11 protein-coding genes are annotated in these 15514 nt (G+C 66.2%); 9 read left to right on the top strand and 2 right to left on the bottom strand.

Going from position 1 to position 15514, the window contains the following annotated elements; all coding sequences use genetic code 11:
* Nucleotides 1-28 precede the first annotated feature (28 nt).
* The gene (locus tag J3U95_RS12210) at nucleotides 29-775 is read left to right on the top strand and encodes a sulfite exporter TauE/SafE family protein (protein ID WP_208278872.1); all 747 of its coding nucleotides are present in this window, start codon (nucleotides 29-31) and stop codon (nucleotides 773-775) included.
* Nucleotides 776-820: 45 nt separating this feature from the next.
* Here J3U95_RS12210 and J3U95_RS12205 read toward each other — a convergent pair whose 3' ends face one another.
* Nucleotides 821-1069 carry a DUF3297 family protein gene (locus tag J3U95_RS12205; RefSeq protein ID WP_208278871.1) on the bottom strand — a complete coding sequence of 83 codons (249 nt, stop codon included), beginning with the start codon at nucleotides 1067-1069 and terminating at the stop codon, nucleotides 821-823.
* Nucleotides 1070-1268: 199 nt separating this feature from the next.
* Here J3U95_RS12205 and J3U95_RS12200 point away from each other — a divergent pair, with 199 nt between their 5' ends.
* The 5 genes from J3U95_RS12200 (at nucleotide 1269) to J3U95_RS12180 (ending at nucleotide 10532) form a co-directional block, all read left to right on the top strand.
* Entirely contained in the window at nucleotides 1269-2360 is a 1092-nt protein-coding gene (locus J3U95_RS12200; RefSeq protein ID WP_229519808.1) for a sensor histidine kinase, read from the top strand.
* 113 nt (nucleotides 2361-2473) lie between these two features.
* Nucleotides 2474-3154, top strand: coding sequence for a response regulator transcription factor (locus tag J3U95_RS12195; RefSeq protein ID WP_109345824.1), 681 nt, complete (start codon nucleotides 2474-2476; stop codon nucleotides 3152-3154).
* A gap of 212 nt (nucleotides 3155-3366) precedes the next feature.
* Entirely contained in the window at nucleotides 3367-4077 is a 711-nt protein-coding gene (locus tag J3U95_RS12190; RefSeq protein WP_208278870.1) for a transposase, read from the top strand.
* A gap of 251 nt (nucleotides 4078-4328) precedes the next feature.
* Nucleotides 4329-9044 (top strand): glutamate synthase-related protein, encoded by a 4716-nt coding sequence (locus J3U95_RS12185; protein ID WP_208278869.1) that lies wholly within the window; start codon nucleotides 4329-4331, stop codon nucleotides 9042-9044.
* Between the two features lie 24 nt (nucleotides 9045-9068).
* Nucleotides 9069-10532, top strand: coding sequence for a glutamate synthase subunit beta (locus J3U95_RS12180; RefSeq protein WP_208278868.1), 1464 nt, complete (start codon nucleotides 9069-9071; stop codon nucleotides 10530-10532).
* Here the strand turns inward: J3U95_RS12180 and pdxR are convergent.
* Entirely contained in the window at nucleotides 10529-12055 is a 1527-nt protein-coding gene (gene pdxR, locus J3U95_RS12175; protein WP_208278867.1) for a MocR-like pyridoxine biosynthesis transcription factor PdxR, read from the bottom strand. The genes J3U95_RS12180 and pdxR overlap by 4 nt on opposite strands.
* A 96-nt stretch (nucleotides 12056-12151) precedes the next feature.
* Between pdxR and J3U95_RS12170 the strand changes: the two genes are divergently transcribed.
* Genes J3U95_RS12170 through J3U95_RS12160 form a run of 3 tightly spaced genes read left to right on the top strand, consistent with a single transcriptional unit; the run spans nucleotide 12152 to nucleotide 15074 of the window.
* On the top strand, nucleotides 12152-13360 hold the full coding sequence (locus tag J3U95_RS12170) for an NAD(P)/FAD-dependent oxidoreductase (RefSeq protein WP_208278866.1): 1209 nt from the start codon (nucleotides 12152-12154) through the stop codon (nucleotides 13358-13360).
* A gap of 11 nt (nucleotides 13361-13371) precedes the next feature.
* Entirely contained in the window at nucleotides 13372-14430 is a 1059-nt protein-coding gene (locus tag J3U95_RS12165; protein ID WP_208278865.1) for a hypothetical protein, read from the top strand.
* A 26-nt stretch (nucleotides 14431-14456) separates the two neighbouring features.
* Nucleotides 14457-15074 (top strand): FMN-dependent NADH-azoreductase, encoded by a 618-nt coding sequence (locus J3U95_RS12160; RefSeq protein ID WP_208278864.1) that lies wholly within the window; start codon nucleotides 14457-14459, stop codon nucleotides 15072-15074.
* The last annotated feature ends 440 nt before the right edge of the window (nucleotides 15075-15514 follow it).

Below are 15514 nucleotides of genomic sequence, written 5' to 3'. Positions count from 1 at the left end.
GGCCTGGCGCGCTGGTTCAATACGCGCCATGGACGAATCTACTTCACTGCTGGCCATCCTGGCCGGGACTTTCCTGGCCGCGGGCCTGGTCAAGGGCGTCACCGGCATGGGCCTGCCCACGGTGGCCATGGGCTTGCTGGGCACCGCCATGGCGCCGGCCGCCGCCGCGGCGCTGCTGGTGCTGCCTTCCTTCGTCACGAATGTGCTGCAGATGACGGCGGGGCCGGCTGCCCTGCGGCTGATGGCGCGCCTGTGGCCGATGCTGCTCGGGACCGTGGTCGGCACGGCCGGCGGCGTAGTGCTGCTGGCGCGGGTCGATCCGCAGACGGCGAGCCTGGCGCTGGGCCTGACCCTGATCCTGTACGCCGCTTATGCGCTGGCGGCGCCGAACCTGGCGCTGCCGCGGCGTCATGAATCGTGGCTGGGACCGGTGGTGGGCGTGGCGACGGGGCTGGTCACCGGCGCCACCGGCGTGTTCGTGGTGCCGGCCGTACCCTATCTGCAGGCGCTGCGGCTGGACAAGGATGAACTGGTGCAGGCGCTCGGGCTGTCGTTCACGGTATCGACCGTGGCGCTGGCGATCGGCCTGGCGACGCACGGCGCCTTCGAACTGGAGCAACTGGGCCTGTCGGCGCTGGCCATCGCGCCGGCGCTGCTGGGAATGTGGCTTGGACAGGCGATCCGGGCGCGCATCAGCGCCAGACGCTTCAGGCAGTGCTTCCTGGCGTTCCTGATCGGATTGGGGCTGGAGCTGGCGTCGCGCTCGCTCGCCTGAGCGCTGGCGTGGTGGATGAAAAAAGGGCCGCATGCGGCCCTTGGATCATTTATAGAAGGCTTCGACCTTGCCCTTGAGTTTGATGAGCATCGGCTTGCCCTTGCGGTCGAGGGTCTTGCCGGCGGCGACCTTGATCCAGCCTTCGCTGAGGCAATACTCTTCGACGTCGTAACGATCCTTGTCGTTGAAGCGAATGCCGATCTCGCGCTGGAACACGTCACGGTTGTGGAAAGGGCTGCTCGGGTCGATCGACAGCCGGTCTGGAAGCGGGGGGAGGGTTGCGGTATCGTTCATGGTGCGCGAATTATCCCTCAACTCCCATCTGCGTGGCGCATTTGTTTATATTCCGCTTAAGCTGGCGCCTGGTGTTCAATATCTATCCGAGCAGATCATGAAATGATCTTGGCGATATAGTTCACAAATATTGTCCCACAGCTATATACTTCGTGGTAAACCTCGAATACTCGCTAGTTGGTTAAGAAAGATCCCGATCATGTCCAGCCCCGATACCGCCGTCCAATCCTCCGTGTTGGGTAGCCAAGACGACGAGGCCTTGCCGGCGCGGCAGCTCCGCGTGATCGCCGAACTGGGCGGCGACGTGGCCTTCGCCATCGCGCTGCCGGTGCGCCGCCTCGTGTATCTCAGCCCCGCCTTCGGCGCGCTGAGCGGCTTCGACCGCGAGGCGCTGCAGCGTGCGCTCGACGGCGACGGCGTTTCGCCCCTGGCGCCGCTCGCGGCCTGGCTGCGCGAGGCGGCCGGCGGCGAATCCGGCGCGCGCAGCCAGCGCGAATTCGACCTGTTCGACGCAGAAGGCCGGCCGCTGGCGCTGGAAGGACTGGCCACGGTGCAGGCCGATCCTGCCCCGACCCTGGTCGGCCTGCTGCGTGACCTGTCGGCGCGGCGCGCCCATCAAAGCGAGCAGAAGCGCTTTGCCAGCATGCTCAACCACGAATTCCGCACCCCGCTGGCCACCATCGACGGCGCCATCCAGCGCCTGGAGGCGACCTCGAGCCACGCCGACGAGCCCACGCGCACGCGCTATCGCAAGATCGGCGCCGCGGTCGACCGCCTGATCGCGATGCTCGACGAATACCTGTCGCCGGACCGCATGGCCGCGCTCGGCCGCGCGCGCCAGCCGAACACGATCACGGTGCGCGACCTGGTCGAGAGCGGCGCCACCCAGATCCGCGCGGCCGGCCGCGAAGCCGCGCTGCGGCTGGAGGAACTGCCGCTGACCCTGCGCGGGGAGCCGGAAGGCCTGCGGCTGGCGCTGAAGGTCCTGATCGACAATGCGCTGGCGTTTTCGCCGCCGTCGGCGCCCGTGATCCTGCGTGCGCGGCGCAGCGGCGGCGGGGTCGAGCTGGCGGTGATCGACGGCGGCGCCGGCGTGCCGCCGGAAGACGTGGCGCGGGTCTTCGACAAGGGCTACCGCGGCCGCAACGCCGCCGGCCTGGCTGGCAGCGGCCTCGGTCTGTACATGGCGCGTTCGATCGTCGAGGTGCATGGCGGTGTGCTGAGCCTGGCGCCGGGAGAGGAAGGCGCGGGCGCCGAATTCCGCCTGTGGATGCCTGCTTTGGCCTTATAGAGGAACAACTCCTTGCTTCATACAGGCTCAGCAACGATAATCGGACCGCAACCCGGCAAGGATAACGCTACCATTGGTATCATTGTCGGGTTAAAGAACACTATGGCCAAGGCATGACCCAGATACTGATTGTTGAAGACAATGGCGAATACGCCGACGACATGGCCGAGTTCCTGAAGGAGCTCGACCATGAAGTGACGATCGCCAGGACCGCCAGCGAAATGTGGGCGGCGCTGACGCGCACCCCGGCCGCGGTGGTCGTGCTCGACCTTGGTTTGCCGGACGAGGACGGTTTCAACGTGATTCCGCGCATGCGCCAGCTGTATCCCGAGATCGGCCTGCTGGTGCTGACGGGCCGGGTGGCGTTCGACCACCGCATCCTGGGCCTGCGCCTGGGAGCCGACCATTATTTGACCAAGCCGATCAAGTTCCCCGAACTGGCGGCCCACATCGAAGCCCTGGACCGCCGCGTGCGTCCGCCCGATCCGGCCCCGACCCCGAGCAAGTGGACCCTGCGCGTGAGCGCGCGCCAGCTCGAGCTGATGGGCAAGGTGATCGACCTGACCGAAAAAGAGTGCAATTTCCTGCACCTGTTGACGATCAACACCCGTCCGGTGCCACGCCACGTGATCGTGGCCGGCATGGGCGGCGAAGACCCGGACGCCAGCCGCCGGGTCGACATGCTGGTCTACCGCCTGCGCAAGAAAGCCCGCTCCGGCCTCGGCCAGGACCTCCCCCTGCGCAGCGCCTACGGCGAAGGCTACAGCCTCTCCGCCGGCTTCACCCTCTCCTAATTAGGGTCAGAGTCGAATTATTGGCCAATTTCTTTGGCAACCTTGCCGTTTTTACTCAGTTTTACCCAAAATTGTCCGGCTTCGATTGCTGCTGGCTTGTGTCTACAATAAATGGGGACAGAGTCAGCACATTTTTGCCGCAGCTTGCGATTAATTAGGGACAGAGTCGATTTCTATTGTAGAATCGCGTGCTCAACATTTGAGCAGACGCCATGGCACGCCAACCCCGACTCATCGTTCCCGAGCAACCGCATCACGTCATCCAGCGCGGCAATAACCGCCAGGTGATCTTTCGCGAGGAGGCCGACTACCAGCGCTTCCTGGTGTGGCTCAAGGAAGGCGCCAAGTTCTACGACGTGGCAATTCATTCCTATGTCCTGATGCCGAACCACCTGCACCTGCTGGCCACGCCCAGCAATGCCAACAGCCTGGCGCTGATGATGCAGAAGGTGGGCCGGCTCTACGTTCCCTGGTTCAATCACAAGTACGAGCGCAGCGGCGGCCTGTTCGAAGGGCGCTTCCGCACCTCGCTGATCGATTCGGACCGCTATTTCATGACCTGCAGCCGCTATATCGAGCTCAATCCGGTGCGCGCGCAGCTCTCGGTGGCGCCGGAGGACTATCCCTGGTCCAGCTACGCCCACCATGCCGGCATCCGCACCGATACCCTGGTCGCCGATCATCCGCTGTTCTGGGCACTGGGCAACACGCCGTTCCAGCGCGAGGCGGCCTATATCGACATGGTCCGGCAAGGCCTCAGCACCGAAGAGGTCGATTTCATCACGATCGCGATCCTCAAGAACCAGCCCCTCGGCTCGCTCAGCTTCAAGACCGAACTCGAGCAAAAAACGCAACGCCAGATCTTGCCGGCGAAGCGCGGACGTCCCTTCAATCCTCCACTACCGCCGCTTTCAGCAGCCTGAAGCGCATAATTCCTGACACAACGGCACGGTTATTCGTGCCGTTTTTTTTGTCAAAAACCTCCGCTACATCAATGACTTAGCATCGAGTCAACTGATATCGAACAGCTTCGATTTACTCTGTCCCCAATTAATCGCCAAGACAAGAAGTTGTCAAACAATTCGACTCTGACCCTAATTATTCTGGTTGACGGCGCATTTTGCAGTGCACTATTCTCGGCGTTCGACCCCCGAAAAGTTGTGGAGAATGCCTCATGATTGCCCAAGGTTTGTATGATCCCGCCAATGAACACGATGCCTGCGGCGTCGGTTTCATCGCCCATATCAAGGGCAACAAGAGTCACTCGATTATTGAACAGGGTCTGCAGATCCTGAAGAACCTCGACCACCGGGGCGCCGTCGGCGCCGATGCGCTGATGGGCGACGGGGCCGGCATCCTGATCCAGATCCCGGACCAGTACTTCCGCGACGAGATGGCCAAGCAGGGCGTCGAACTGCCGCCGCCCGGCGAATACGGCGTCGGTATGGTGTTCCTGCCGAAAGAGCACGCCTCGCGCATCGCCTGCGAACAGGAAATCGAACGCGCCGTGCGCATCGAAGGCCAGGTCGTGCTGGGCTGGCGCAACGTGCCGGTCGACGAGACCATGCCGATGTCGCCTTTCGTCCGCGCCAAGGAACCCGTGATCCGCCAGATCTTCATCGGCCGCGGCCCGGACATCATGGTCACCGATGCGCTCGAACGTAAGCTCTACGTCATCCGCAAGTCGTCCGGCCACGCGATCCAGGCCCTGAAACTCCTGCACGGCAAGGAATTCTTCGTGCCGTCGATGTCGGCGCGCACCATCGTCTATAAAGGCCTGCTGCTGGCCGACCAGGTCGGCGTCTACTACAAGGACCTGCAGGATCCGCGCTGCATCTCGGCCCTGTCCCTGGTCCACCAGCGCTTCTCGACCAATACCTTCCCCGAGTGGCCGCTGGCCCACCCTTACCGCATGATCGCCCACAACGGCGAGATCAATACCGTCAAGGGCAACTTCAACTGGACCCGCGCGCGCGAAGGCATGCTCAAGTCGGCCGTGCTGGGCGAAGACCTGAACAAGCTGTTCCCGCTGATTTACGAAGGCCAGTCCGACACCGCCTGCTTCGACAATGCGCTCGAGTTGCTGGTGATGGCCGGCTATCCTGTGGCTCAGGCGATGATGATGATGATCCCGGAAGCCTGGGAAAACCACACCGCGATGGACGACAACCGCCGCGCCTTCTACGAATACCACGCGGCGATGATGGAACCATGGGACGGCCCGGCCGCCATGGCCTTCACCGACGGCCGCCACATCGGCGGCACCCTGGACCGCAATGGCCTGCGTCCGGCGCGCTACGTCATCACCGAGGACGACCTGGTCGTGATGGCCTCCGAATCGGGCGTGCTGCCGATCCCCGAATCGCGCATCGTCAAGAAGTGGCGCCTCCAGCCGGGCAAAATGTTCCTGATCGACCTCGAGGCCGGCCGCATCATCGACGACAAGGAGCTCAAGGACAGCTTCGCCAACGCCAAGCCGTATAAAGCCTGGATCAAGTCGGTGCGCATCAAGCTCAATGAGATCAAGCTCTCGGAATCGCAGCTGATGGCGGCGCGCGCGAAAGACGCGCAGGGCGAGAAGCAGCCCCTGACCCTGCTCGACCGCCAGCAAGCCTTCGGCTACACGCAAGAAGACCTGAAATTCCTGATGGCGCCGATGGCCGTGCTGGGCGAGGAAGCCACCGGCTCGATGGGCAACGATTCGCCGCTGGCCGTCACCTCCAATAAACTGAAACCGCTGTACAACTACTTCAAGCAGCTGTTCGCCCAGGTGACCAACCCGCCGATCGACCCGATCCGCGAAAGCATGGTGATGTCGCTGGTGTCCTTCATCGGCCCCAAGCCGAACATCCTCGACACCAACAACGTCAACCCGCCGATGCGCCTCGAAGTGTCGCAGCCGATCCTCGGCTTCGACGACATGGCGCGCCTGCGCGCCATCGGCCAGCACACCGGCAGCAAGTTCAAGGCCTATGAGCTGAACATCTGCTATCCGGTCGCATGGGGCAAGGAAGGCATCGAAGCCTCGCTCGCCTCGCTGTGCGCCGAAGCGGTCGACGCCGTCAAGTCGGGCCACAACATCCTGATCGTCTCGGATCGCCGCCTGTCGCCCGACCTGGTCGCCATCCCCGCGCTGCTGGCCACCTCCAGCGTCCACCAGCACCTGGTGGCGAAGGGCCTGCGCGCCTCGACGGGCCTGGTGATCGAGACCGGCTCGGCGCGCGAGACCCACCACTTCGCCCTGCTGGCGGGCTACGGCGCCGAAGCCGTCCACCCTTACCTGGCGCTGGAAACGCTGGCCGAACTGGCCCACGGCCTGCCGCACGAGATGTCGGCGGAGACCGCGAGCTACAACTACATCAAGGCGATCGGCAAGGGTCTGCTCAAGGTGATGTCGAAGATGGGCATCTCCACTTATATGTCCTACTGCGGCGCCCAGATCTTCGAGGCCGTGGGCCTCAACAAGTCGCTGGTCGACAAGTACTTCAAGGGCACCTCGTCGAACGTGGAAGGCATCGGCCTGTTCGAAGTGGCCGAGGAAGCGCTGCGCCTGCACGCCCTGGCCTTCGGCAACGACCCGGTGCTGGCGAACAGCCTGGACGTCGGCGGCGAATACGCCTTCCGCGTGCGCGGCGAAGACCACCTGTGGACGCCGGACGCGATCGCCAAGCTGCAGCACTCGACCCGCGCCAACAACTTCTCGACCTATAAAGAGTACGCCCAGCTGATCAACGACCAGACGCGCCGTCACCTGACCCTGCGCGGCCTGTTCGAATTCCGCATCGACCGCGACAAGGCGATCCCGATCGAGGAAGTCGAACCGGCGAAAGAGATCGTCAAGCGCTTCGCCACCGGCGCGATGTCGCTCGGCTCGATCAGCACCGAAGCCCACGCCACCCTGGCGATCGCGATGAACCGCATCGGCGGCAAGAGCAATACCGGCGAAGGCGGCGAGGATCCATCGCGCTACCTGAACGAATTCAAGGGCATCGCCATCAAGAAGGGCGAGAGCCTGTCTTCGGTCCTGGGCAAGGACCGCGTGATGGTCGACATCCCGCTGGAAGAAGGCGACTCGCTGCGCTCGAAGATCAAGCAGGTGGCCTCGGGCCGCTTCGGCGTCACGGCCGAATACCTGAACGCGGCCGATCAAATCCAGATCAAGATGGCGCAGGGCGCCAAGCCGGGCGAGGGCGGCCAGCTGCCGGGCCATAAAGTCTCGGAATACATCGCCAGCCTGCGCTTCTCGGTGCCGGGTGTCGGCCTGATCTCGCCGCCGCCGCACCACGACATCTATTCGATCGAAGACCTGGCCCAGCTGATCCACGACCTCAAGAACGCCAATCCGCGCGCCTCGATCTCGGTCAAGCTGGTGTCGGAAGTCGGCATCGGCACCGTCGCCGCCGGCGTCTCGAAGGCCAAGGCCGACCACGTGGTCGTGGCCGGCCATGACGGCGGCACCGGCGCCTCGCCGCTGTCCTCGGTCAAGCACGCCGGCACGCCATGGGAGCTGGGCCTGGCCGAGACCCAGCAGACCTTGGTGCTCAACGGCCTGCGCAGCCGCATCCGCGTGCAAGCGGATGGCCAGATGCGCACCGGCCGCGACGTCGTCATCGCCGCCATGCTGGGCGCCGACGAAGTGGGCTTCGCCACCGCGCCGCTGGTGGTCGAAGGCTGCATCATGATGCGCAAATGCCACCTGAATACCTGCCCGGTGGGCGTGGCCACGCAGGATCCGGTGTTGCGCGCCAAGTTCCAGGGTAAACCCGAGCACGTGGTGAACTACTTCTTCTTCGTCGCCGAGGAAGCGCGCCAGATCATGGCCCAGCTGGGCATCCGCAGCTACGACGAGTTGATCGGCCGCGCCGACCTGCTGGATAAATCGAAGGCGATCGGGCACTGGAAGGCGCAGGGCCTGGACTTCTCGAACATCTTCTACCAGCCGCAGGTCGACTGTCGCACCGCGCTCTACCACACGAGCGAGCAAGACCACGGCCTCGACAAGGCGCTGGACCACAAGCTGATCGCGCAAGCGAAAGCCGCGCTGGAAAAGGGCGAGCGCGTCTCGTTCATCTCGCCGGTGAAGAACCTGAACCGCACCGTCGGCGCCATGCTGTCGGGCGAAGTCGCCAAGCGCTACGGCCACGCCGGCCTGCCGGACGACACCATCCACATCCAGCTGCAGGGCACGGCGGGCCAGTCGGCGGCGGCCTTCCTGGCCGGCGGCATCACGATCGACCTGGTCGGCGAAGGCAACGACTACGTCGGCAAGGGCCTGTCGGGCGGCCGCATCATCGTGCGCCCGAACACCGAGTTCCGCGGCTGGGCGGTAGACAACATCATCGTCGGCAATACCGTGATGTATGGCGCGATCTCGGGCGAAGCCTTCTTCAACGGCGTGGCCGGCGAACGCTTCGCGGTGCGTAACTCGGGCGCCGTCGCGGTGGTCGAGGGCTGCGGCGACCACGGTTGCGAATACATGACCGGCGGCACCGTCGTCGTGCTGGGCGAGACCGGCCGTAATTTCGCGGCCGGCATGTCGGGCGGCGTGGCTTTCGTCTACGATCCGAAAGGCGAGTTCGCGGGCCGCTGCAACACCACGATGGTCAACCTGGAACCGGTGCTGTCGGCGAAGGAGCAGTGCGACCCGGCGGCCTGGCACAGCCAGACCCGCAATGGCGAGCGCGAATGCGACGAGATCATCCTGCGCCGCCTGATCGAGCGTCACTTCAAGCACACCGGCAGCACGCGCGCGCGCAATCTGCTGGATGACTGGGCCAATAGCCGCGGCAAGTTCGTCAAGGTGTTCCCGACCGACTACAAGCGCGCCCTCGAGGAGATGCACAACTCGAGCATGGAAGAAGCGAACGACAAGATCGAACTGGCCGCTTAAGCGCCGTAAGCAAAGGAAAACATTGTGGGCAAAATCACCGGTTTCATGGAATTCGCACGGCAGGAAGAGGAATACCTCGACCCGCCCGTCCGTCTCAAGAACTACAAGGAATTCGTCGTCACCCTGACCGATGGCCAGGCCAAGGTCCAGGGCGCGCGCTGCATGGATTGCGGCATCCCCTTCTGCAATACGGGCTGCCCGGTCAACAATATGATCCCGGACTGGAACGACCTGGTCTTCCATGGCAACTACCGCCATGCGCTGGACAATCTCCACTCCACCAATAACTTCCCCGAGTTCACCGGCCGCATCTGCCCGGCGCCGTGCGAATCGGCCTGTACCCTGGGCATCAACAACGACCCGGTCGGCATCAAGTCGATCGAGCGCAAGATCATCGACACCGGCTGGGAACACGGCTGGGTGGTGCCGCAGCCGCCGAGCGTCAAGACCGGCAAGAAGGTTGCCATCGTCGGCTCGGGTCCTGCCGGCCTGGCCGCGGCCCAGCAGCTGGCGCGCGCCGGCCACGACGTGACGGTGTTCGAGAAGAGCGACCGCATCGGCGGCCTGCTGCGCTACGGGATCCCCGACTTCAAGATGGAGAAGGACCTGATCGACCGTCGCGTGGAGCAGATGCAGGCGGAAGGCGTGACCTTCCGCACCGGTGTCCTGATCGGCAAGGACTTCCCGGCCACGGTCAGCAATATGGCGCGCGACACGATCTTCCCGGAAGACCTGGAAAAGGACTTCGACGCCGTGATCCTGGCTGGCGGCGCCGAGCAGCCACGCGACCTGCCGGTGCCTGGCCGCCAGCTGAAGGGCGTGCACTTCGCGATGGACTTCCTGCCGCAGCAGAACCGGGTCAATGCCGGCGACAAGCTGAAGGACCAGATCAAGGCCACCGGCAAGCACGTGGTGGTGATCGGCGGCGGCGATACGGGTTCGGACTGCGTCGGCACCTCGAACCGCCACGGCGCGCTTTCCGTGACCCAGTTCGAACTGATGCCGCAGCCGCCGGAACAGGAAAACAAGCCGCTGGTCTGGCCTTACTGGCCGACCCGCCTGCGCACCTCGTCCTCGCACGAGGAAGGCTGCGAGCGCGACTGGGCGGTGGCGACCAAGCGCCTGGAAGGCAAGGGCGGCAAGGTCGAGAAGCTGATCGCCTGCCGCGTCGAATGGAAGGACGGCAAGATGACGGAAGTGCCGGACAGCGAATTCGAACTCAAGGCCGACCTGGTGTTCCTGGCGATGGGCTTCGTCTCGCCGGTGCAGCAGGTGCTGGACGCCTTCGGCGTGCAGAAGGACCCGCGCGGCAATGTGCGCGCCGCCACCGAGGGCGACAACGCCTACCAGACCTCGAATCCGAAGCTGTTCGCGGCCGGCGACATGCGCCGCGGCCAGTCGCTGGTGGTGTGGGCAATCCGCGAAGGCCGCCAGTGCGCGCGTTCGGTCGACGAGTTCCTGATGGGCGTCTCGAGCCTGCCGCGCTAATCACGCAATGAGACCTGGTGGCGGTCGCGCAAGGCGGCCGCCACTGCCTTCGCTCCCGCATCGATCTGTGCCTCGTCGAAGGCGGCGAAGCCCATCACCAGCGACGGCGCCAGCCGCGCCTGCGCGCAATAGCGCTCCAGTGGAAATGCCGTGAGGCCGGCCGCGTTCAGGCGCTGCCAGGCCTCGCGTTCTTCGTGCGCCAACAGCCGCGTCGCCACATCCAGCCCCGCCGTCACCGGCGGCACCTCGATCAAGCCCTTCCAATGGCGCTGCGCCGCTTCCTCGAAAGCTGAGGCGCGGCCGGCATACACGCGCCGCATGCGCCGCACGTGGCGGTCGAAGTGGCCGTCGTCGATGAAGTCGGCCAGCACCGCCTGCGACAGGGCGTTGGCATTGCGCGCGGCCAGCGAGGCGGCGCGGATGAACGGGTCGACCAGCTGCCAGGGCAGGGCGACGAAGGCCAGCCGGATCGCCGGGAACAGCAGCTTGCTGAAGGTGCCGGCCAGGACCACGTGCGATTCCGCCCCTTCCATGCTGCGCAGCGCCGGCACCGGTTTGGCGGCGAAGCGGTATTCGCTGTCGTAGTCGTCCTCGAACACGATGGCGCCGCGTTCACGCGCCCAGTGCAGCAGCGCCAGCCGGCGTTCCGGCGACAGCGCCATGCCCATTGGGGCCTGGCGCGCCGGCGTCAGATAGGCCAGGCGCGCGTCCGGCGCTTGCGCCAATGCCTCGTGCACCCGCATGCCGTCCTCGTCGAGCGCGACGTCGACCACCCGCGCGCCGTGGGCCTGCATGGCCTGGCGCGCGCCGGGATAGCCGGGGTCTTCCATCCACACCGCCTCGCCTGGCGCGACCAGCAGCCGCAGGCAGATGTCGAGCGCCTGCTGCACGCTGCCCAGGATCACGATCTGGTCGGGCGAGACCGCCACCCCGCGCGCCAGGTCCAGGTGGCGCGCGATCGCGGCGCGCAGCGGCGCCAGGCCGGCCGCTTCGTTCTCGGACAGGATCGCCAGTTTCGACGCGCGCAGGTGGCGCCCGTGCAGGCGCCGCCACAGGTCGATGGGGAAGCCGCGCACGTCGCAGCGGTGCGGGTGGAAGGCGGGCGGCAGGCCGCTGCCGGGACGCAGCGGGAAGGCGGGGACCTGGTCGCCGACGTTGCGCAGCCAGGGGCCGTCCGGCTGCACGCCCGGCGCCGCCGCATCCTGTTCCCGCGCCGGGGCCGGCCCGGCCTGCAGGCTGGCGTCCGGCAGCACCCGGCTGACCCGGGTGCCGCTGCCGCGCTGCGCCTGCAGATAGCCCTCGGACAGCAACTGGTCGTAGGCCAGCTGCACGGTGCCGCGCGCCATCGTGTATTGCCGCGCCAGCGCGCGCGTGCCTGGCAGCAGGGCGCCTTCCGCAAGACGGCCATCGAGGATGGCCTGGCGCAGGCTGCGGTAGAGCCAGCGCTGCAGCGTCTCGCCGGGCGCCGGCGCGCCGAGCGCCAGCGCGCGGCGGCTCGATCGTGTCGAAGAAGCCTCTGTCATGGGAAGTGGATCAATCGTTTGAAAGAAGACTGGCTCAATACATCAGTCCAGTCTACCGCGACAATCCATCCATCGACAACCCAACCAGGAGACATCATGATCCAGAACGTCATCATCGCCGGCAGCGGCTTCGCCGGCCTGTGGGCCGCCATCGCCGCCGCCCGCGCCGCCTTCGTGGCCGGCAAGTCCGACGAACTCGCGATTACCGTGGTCTCGCCAGTCGCAGCGCTGCACATGCGTCCGCGCCTGTACGAGGCCACCCTCGACAATATGGCGCCCGAGCTGGGCCCGCTGTTCACCGCCGTCGGCGTGCGCCACGTGGCCGGCCGCATCGAAAAGATCGATGCCGGGGAGCGCCAGGTCACGGTGGCGCTGAACGACGGGACCGAGGCCACGCTGCCGTACGACCGCTTCGTGCTGGCCACCGGCAGCCAGGTCGTCACGCCGAACGTGCCGGGCCTGGCCGAGTATGCCTTCAACGTCGACCAGCTGCAACAGGCCGAAAGGCTGGAACGGCACCTGCAGGGCCTGGCCGCGAGGCCGCAAAGCGAGGCGCGCGACACGGTGGTGGTGGTCGGCGCCGGCTTCACCGGCATCGAGACCGCCACCGAGATGCCGGAGCGCCTGCGCGCCATCCTGGGCCAGGACGCAAAGGTGCGGGTGCTGATGCTGGAACACGCGCCGGTGGTCGGCCCCGAACTGGGCGCCGGCCCGCGTCCGGTGATCGAGGAAGCGCTGCGCGAAGTCGGCGTCGAGACCATCACCTCGGCCGGCGTGGCCGCGATCGGCGCCGGCGGCGTGGTCACCTCCGACGGCCGCAGCTTCCCCGCCGCCACCGTGATCTGGACCGCCGGCATGCGCGCCAACCCGCTGGCCGAGCAGCTGGGTGGAGAGGTCGACCGCTTCGGCCGCGTCCACGCCGATCCCTACCTGCGGGCGCCGGGCGCGGACGGCGTCTACGTCACCGGCGACGTGGCGCGCGCCGCCACCGACGACGAGGGCAATGTGGCAGCGATGTCGTGCCAGCACGCGCTGAGCCTGGGCCGGGTGGCCGGCTACAACGCAGTGGCCGAACTGGTGGGATTGCCGCTGCACGCCTACAGCCAGCCGAAGTACGTGACCTGCCTGGATCTCGGCCCCTGGGGCGCGCTGTACACCGAGGGCTGGGATCGCCAGGTGAAGCTGACGCGCGAAGAGGGCAAGGCGCTCAAGCGCGCCATCAACACCGAGTGGATCTATCCGCCGGCCCCGGACCGCGACGCCGCCTTCGCCCTGGCGCGTCCCGACCACGTCATCGTTCCGTGAAGGGGAGAGGCATGAACGGCATCGACCTGACCCGGCGCGGCGCAATTCCGACGTCGACCGCCTTGCAGGCGCACTGGTTCGCGGCGCCGCTGGCGGCCGCCATCTATCCCTGGCTGCTGGCCTTGTACCATGCCGCGGCCAGGGAGGTCGAGCGCGGCGACGGCCCAGGCGCCTGGATCGGCGCCGGCCTGGCCCTGGCGGCGGCGCTGGCGATGCCGGCGATCGCCTTCGGCGCCGCGCTGCGCCTCGGCCGCATCCTCGAACCCAGCGCAGCCGAGCTGGCGGCGCGCCGCACGGCGCTGCTGGCGGTGGCCGTGCCGCCGCTGTTCACCTTCGTGGGCGTCGGCGCGCTGCTGCTCGGCCATCCCGGCTGGGACATCGGCTTCATGCTGGCGCTGTGGGCCGCGCTGGCGCTGCGCATCGCGACCGCCGGCCGCACCCCGCGGCGCCAGGCGGTCCAGGGCGCGATCGGCAACTGGCGCAAGGCCCATGGCGTCGGCGCCGTGCTGGCGATCCTGTTCCTGGCCTTCCACTTCAGTAACCACCTGGTGGGCCTGGCGGGGCCGGATGCCCACATGGCGGTGATGAAGGTGTTGCGCGTCGTGTACCGCTCGCCCGTGATCGAGCCGCTCCTGATCGGCGTGTTCGCCTTCATGATCGTCACCGGCGCGCGCCTGGCCTGGCGCTGGAGCGCGCGGCCGATGGATGCGGCGCGCACCTTCCAGGTGGCCGGCGGCGTGTTCCTGGTGTGGGCCGTGATCAGCCACGTCAACGCGGTGCTGTACCTGGCGCGCGTGCACTTCGGGATCGACACCGACTGGGGTTTTGCTGTCGGCGCCCCGGTCGGCATGCTGCTCGATCCCTGGAGCATCCGCCTGCTGCCCTATTACCTGGGCGCGGTATTCTTCGTGGTGGCGCATGCCTTCTGCGGCCTGCGCATCGTGATGCTGGCGCACCATGCGCCGCGCGCCAGCGCCGACCGCGTGCTCGTGGGCGGCACCGTGTTCGCCGCGCTGCTGGCCACCACCATCATCCTCGCGATGTGCGGCCTGCGCCTGTCCTTCGCCTGACGTTTTTATCCTGACCCGGAGCACACATGAACATCCTGCACATCAGCGCCAGCCCGCGCGGCCCGCAAGCCGCCAGCCGCGCACTGTCCAACCACGTCGTCGAACGGCTGCTGGCGCGCCATCCCGGCGCCTCGGTCACGGTGCGCGAACTGGCGGGCGTGGACGAGGAACCGGCGCTGCCCCACATCGACGCCGGCTATGCGCTGGCCCTGTCGAGCGCCGCCAACGAGCCGGGCGTCGACGGCGCCCAGCTGCGCTCCGACGGCCTGATCGAGGAACTGGTGCGCGCCGACATCGTCGTCATCGGCACCCCGATGCACAACCTCACCGTGCCCTCGACCCTGAAATCCTGGATCGACCACGTGGTGCGCATCAACCGCACCATGCGCCCGACGCCGGAAGGGAAGGTCGGCAACCTGTCCGACCGCCCGGTGTACCTGGCGCTGGCCAGCGGGGGCATCCGCACCGGCGAGCGGGCGCGCCAGCCGGACTTCCTCGAACCCTACCTGCGCGCCATCCTGGCCATGATCGGCCTGAAGGACGTGACGGTGTTTTCGGCCGAAGGGCTGGCGCTGGGCGCGGAGCGGGCCGCCGAGGGACGCGCGCGCGCCTGGGCCGAGGTGGCGCGCCATTTCGGCGGCTGATCCGGGTTGTAGCTTGCGTTGACAAAATGGCGACAGAGTATTGCATATTCTGTCACTTGCTATTTCGTCACATCGGCCCCAGATTATGGTGCGGCGCAAAAAGCGTGGCTTACCGGGCCAGTAATTAGGAGGGGCTTAAACCAGCCCCTTCGGGCGTTTTTTGGATGCAGCTTATTGATACAATTCAAGAATGCCAATATTGTGAAACATACATATCTTAACAAAAACAATGGCTTATGAGCGGAATTAGCTGACTCATTAGTTATTAGTGTTGTAATAGTACGTCGCCGCCTGGGGGTAAAATCGGGTCCCTCAAGCGGCTTTGTTGCATAAATCAATTGAGCGCGTAGTACCCCAAACCCCAGACGGATTTACGGCATGGTCACCGCTACGGTCGTGGGCGTGCCCAAGCGCGTGAAGCGATTGAGGATGGCGGCACG

This window comes from Massilia oculi, assembly GCF_017582745.1.
In the GTDB taxonomy this organism is placed as follows: domain Bacteria; phylum Pseudomonadota; class Gammaproteobacteria; order Burkholderiales; family Burkholderiaceae_D; genus Telluria; species Telluria oculi_A.
The sequence above is the reverse complement of the archived record's forward strand: the minus strand, read 5'-3'. Positions and strand labels throughout refer to the sequence as shown.

What these genes read in the sequence shown, in the direction of transcription:
- J3U95_RS12210 (WP_208278872.1), top strand. Translation starts at nt 29, where the DNA reads ATGGACGAATCTACTTCACTGCTGGCCATCCTGGCCGGGACTTTCCTG.
- J3U95_RS12205 (WP_208278871.1), bottom strand. Translation starts at nt 1,069, where the DNA reads ATGAACGATACCGCAACCCTCCCCCCGCTTCCAGACCGGCTGTCGATC.
- J3U95_RS12200 (WP_229519808.1), top strand. Translation starts at nt 1,269, where the DNA reads ATGTCCAGCCCCGATACCGCCGTCCAATCCTCCGTGTTGGGTAGCCAA.
- J3U95_RS12195 (WP_109345824.1), top strand. Translation starts at nt 2,474, where the DNA reads ATGACCCAGATACTGATTGTTGAAGACAATGGCGAATACGCCGACGAC.
- J3U95_RS12190 (WP_208278870.1), top strand. Translation starts at nt 3,367, where the DNA reads ATGGCACGCCAACCCCGACTCATCGTTCCCGAGCAACCGCATCACGTC.
- J3U95_RS12185 (WP_208278869.1), top strand. Translation starts at nt 4,329, where the DNA reads ATGATTGCCCAAGGTTTGTATGATCCCGCCAATGAACACGATGCCTGC.
- pdxR (WP_208278867.1), bottom strand. Translation starts at nt 12,055, where the DNA reads ATGACAGAGGCTTCTTCGACACGATCGAGCCGCCGCGCGCTGGCGCTC.
- J3U95_RS12170 (WP_208278866.1), top strand. Translation starts at nt 12,152, where the DNA reads ATGATCCAGAACGTCATCATCGCCGGCAGCGGCTTCGCCGGCCTGTGG.
- J3U95_RS12165 (WP_208278865.1), top strand. Translation starts at nt 13,372, where the DNA reads ATGAACGGCATCGACCTGACCCGGCGCGGCGCAATTCCGACGTCGACC.
- J3U95_RS12160 (WP_208278864.1), top strand. Translation starts at nt 14,457, where the DNA reads ATGAACATCCTGCACATCAGCGCCAGCCCGCGCGGCCCGCAAGCCGCC.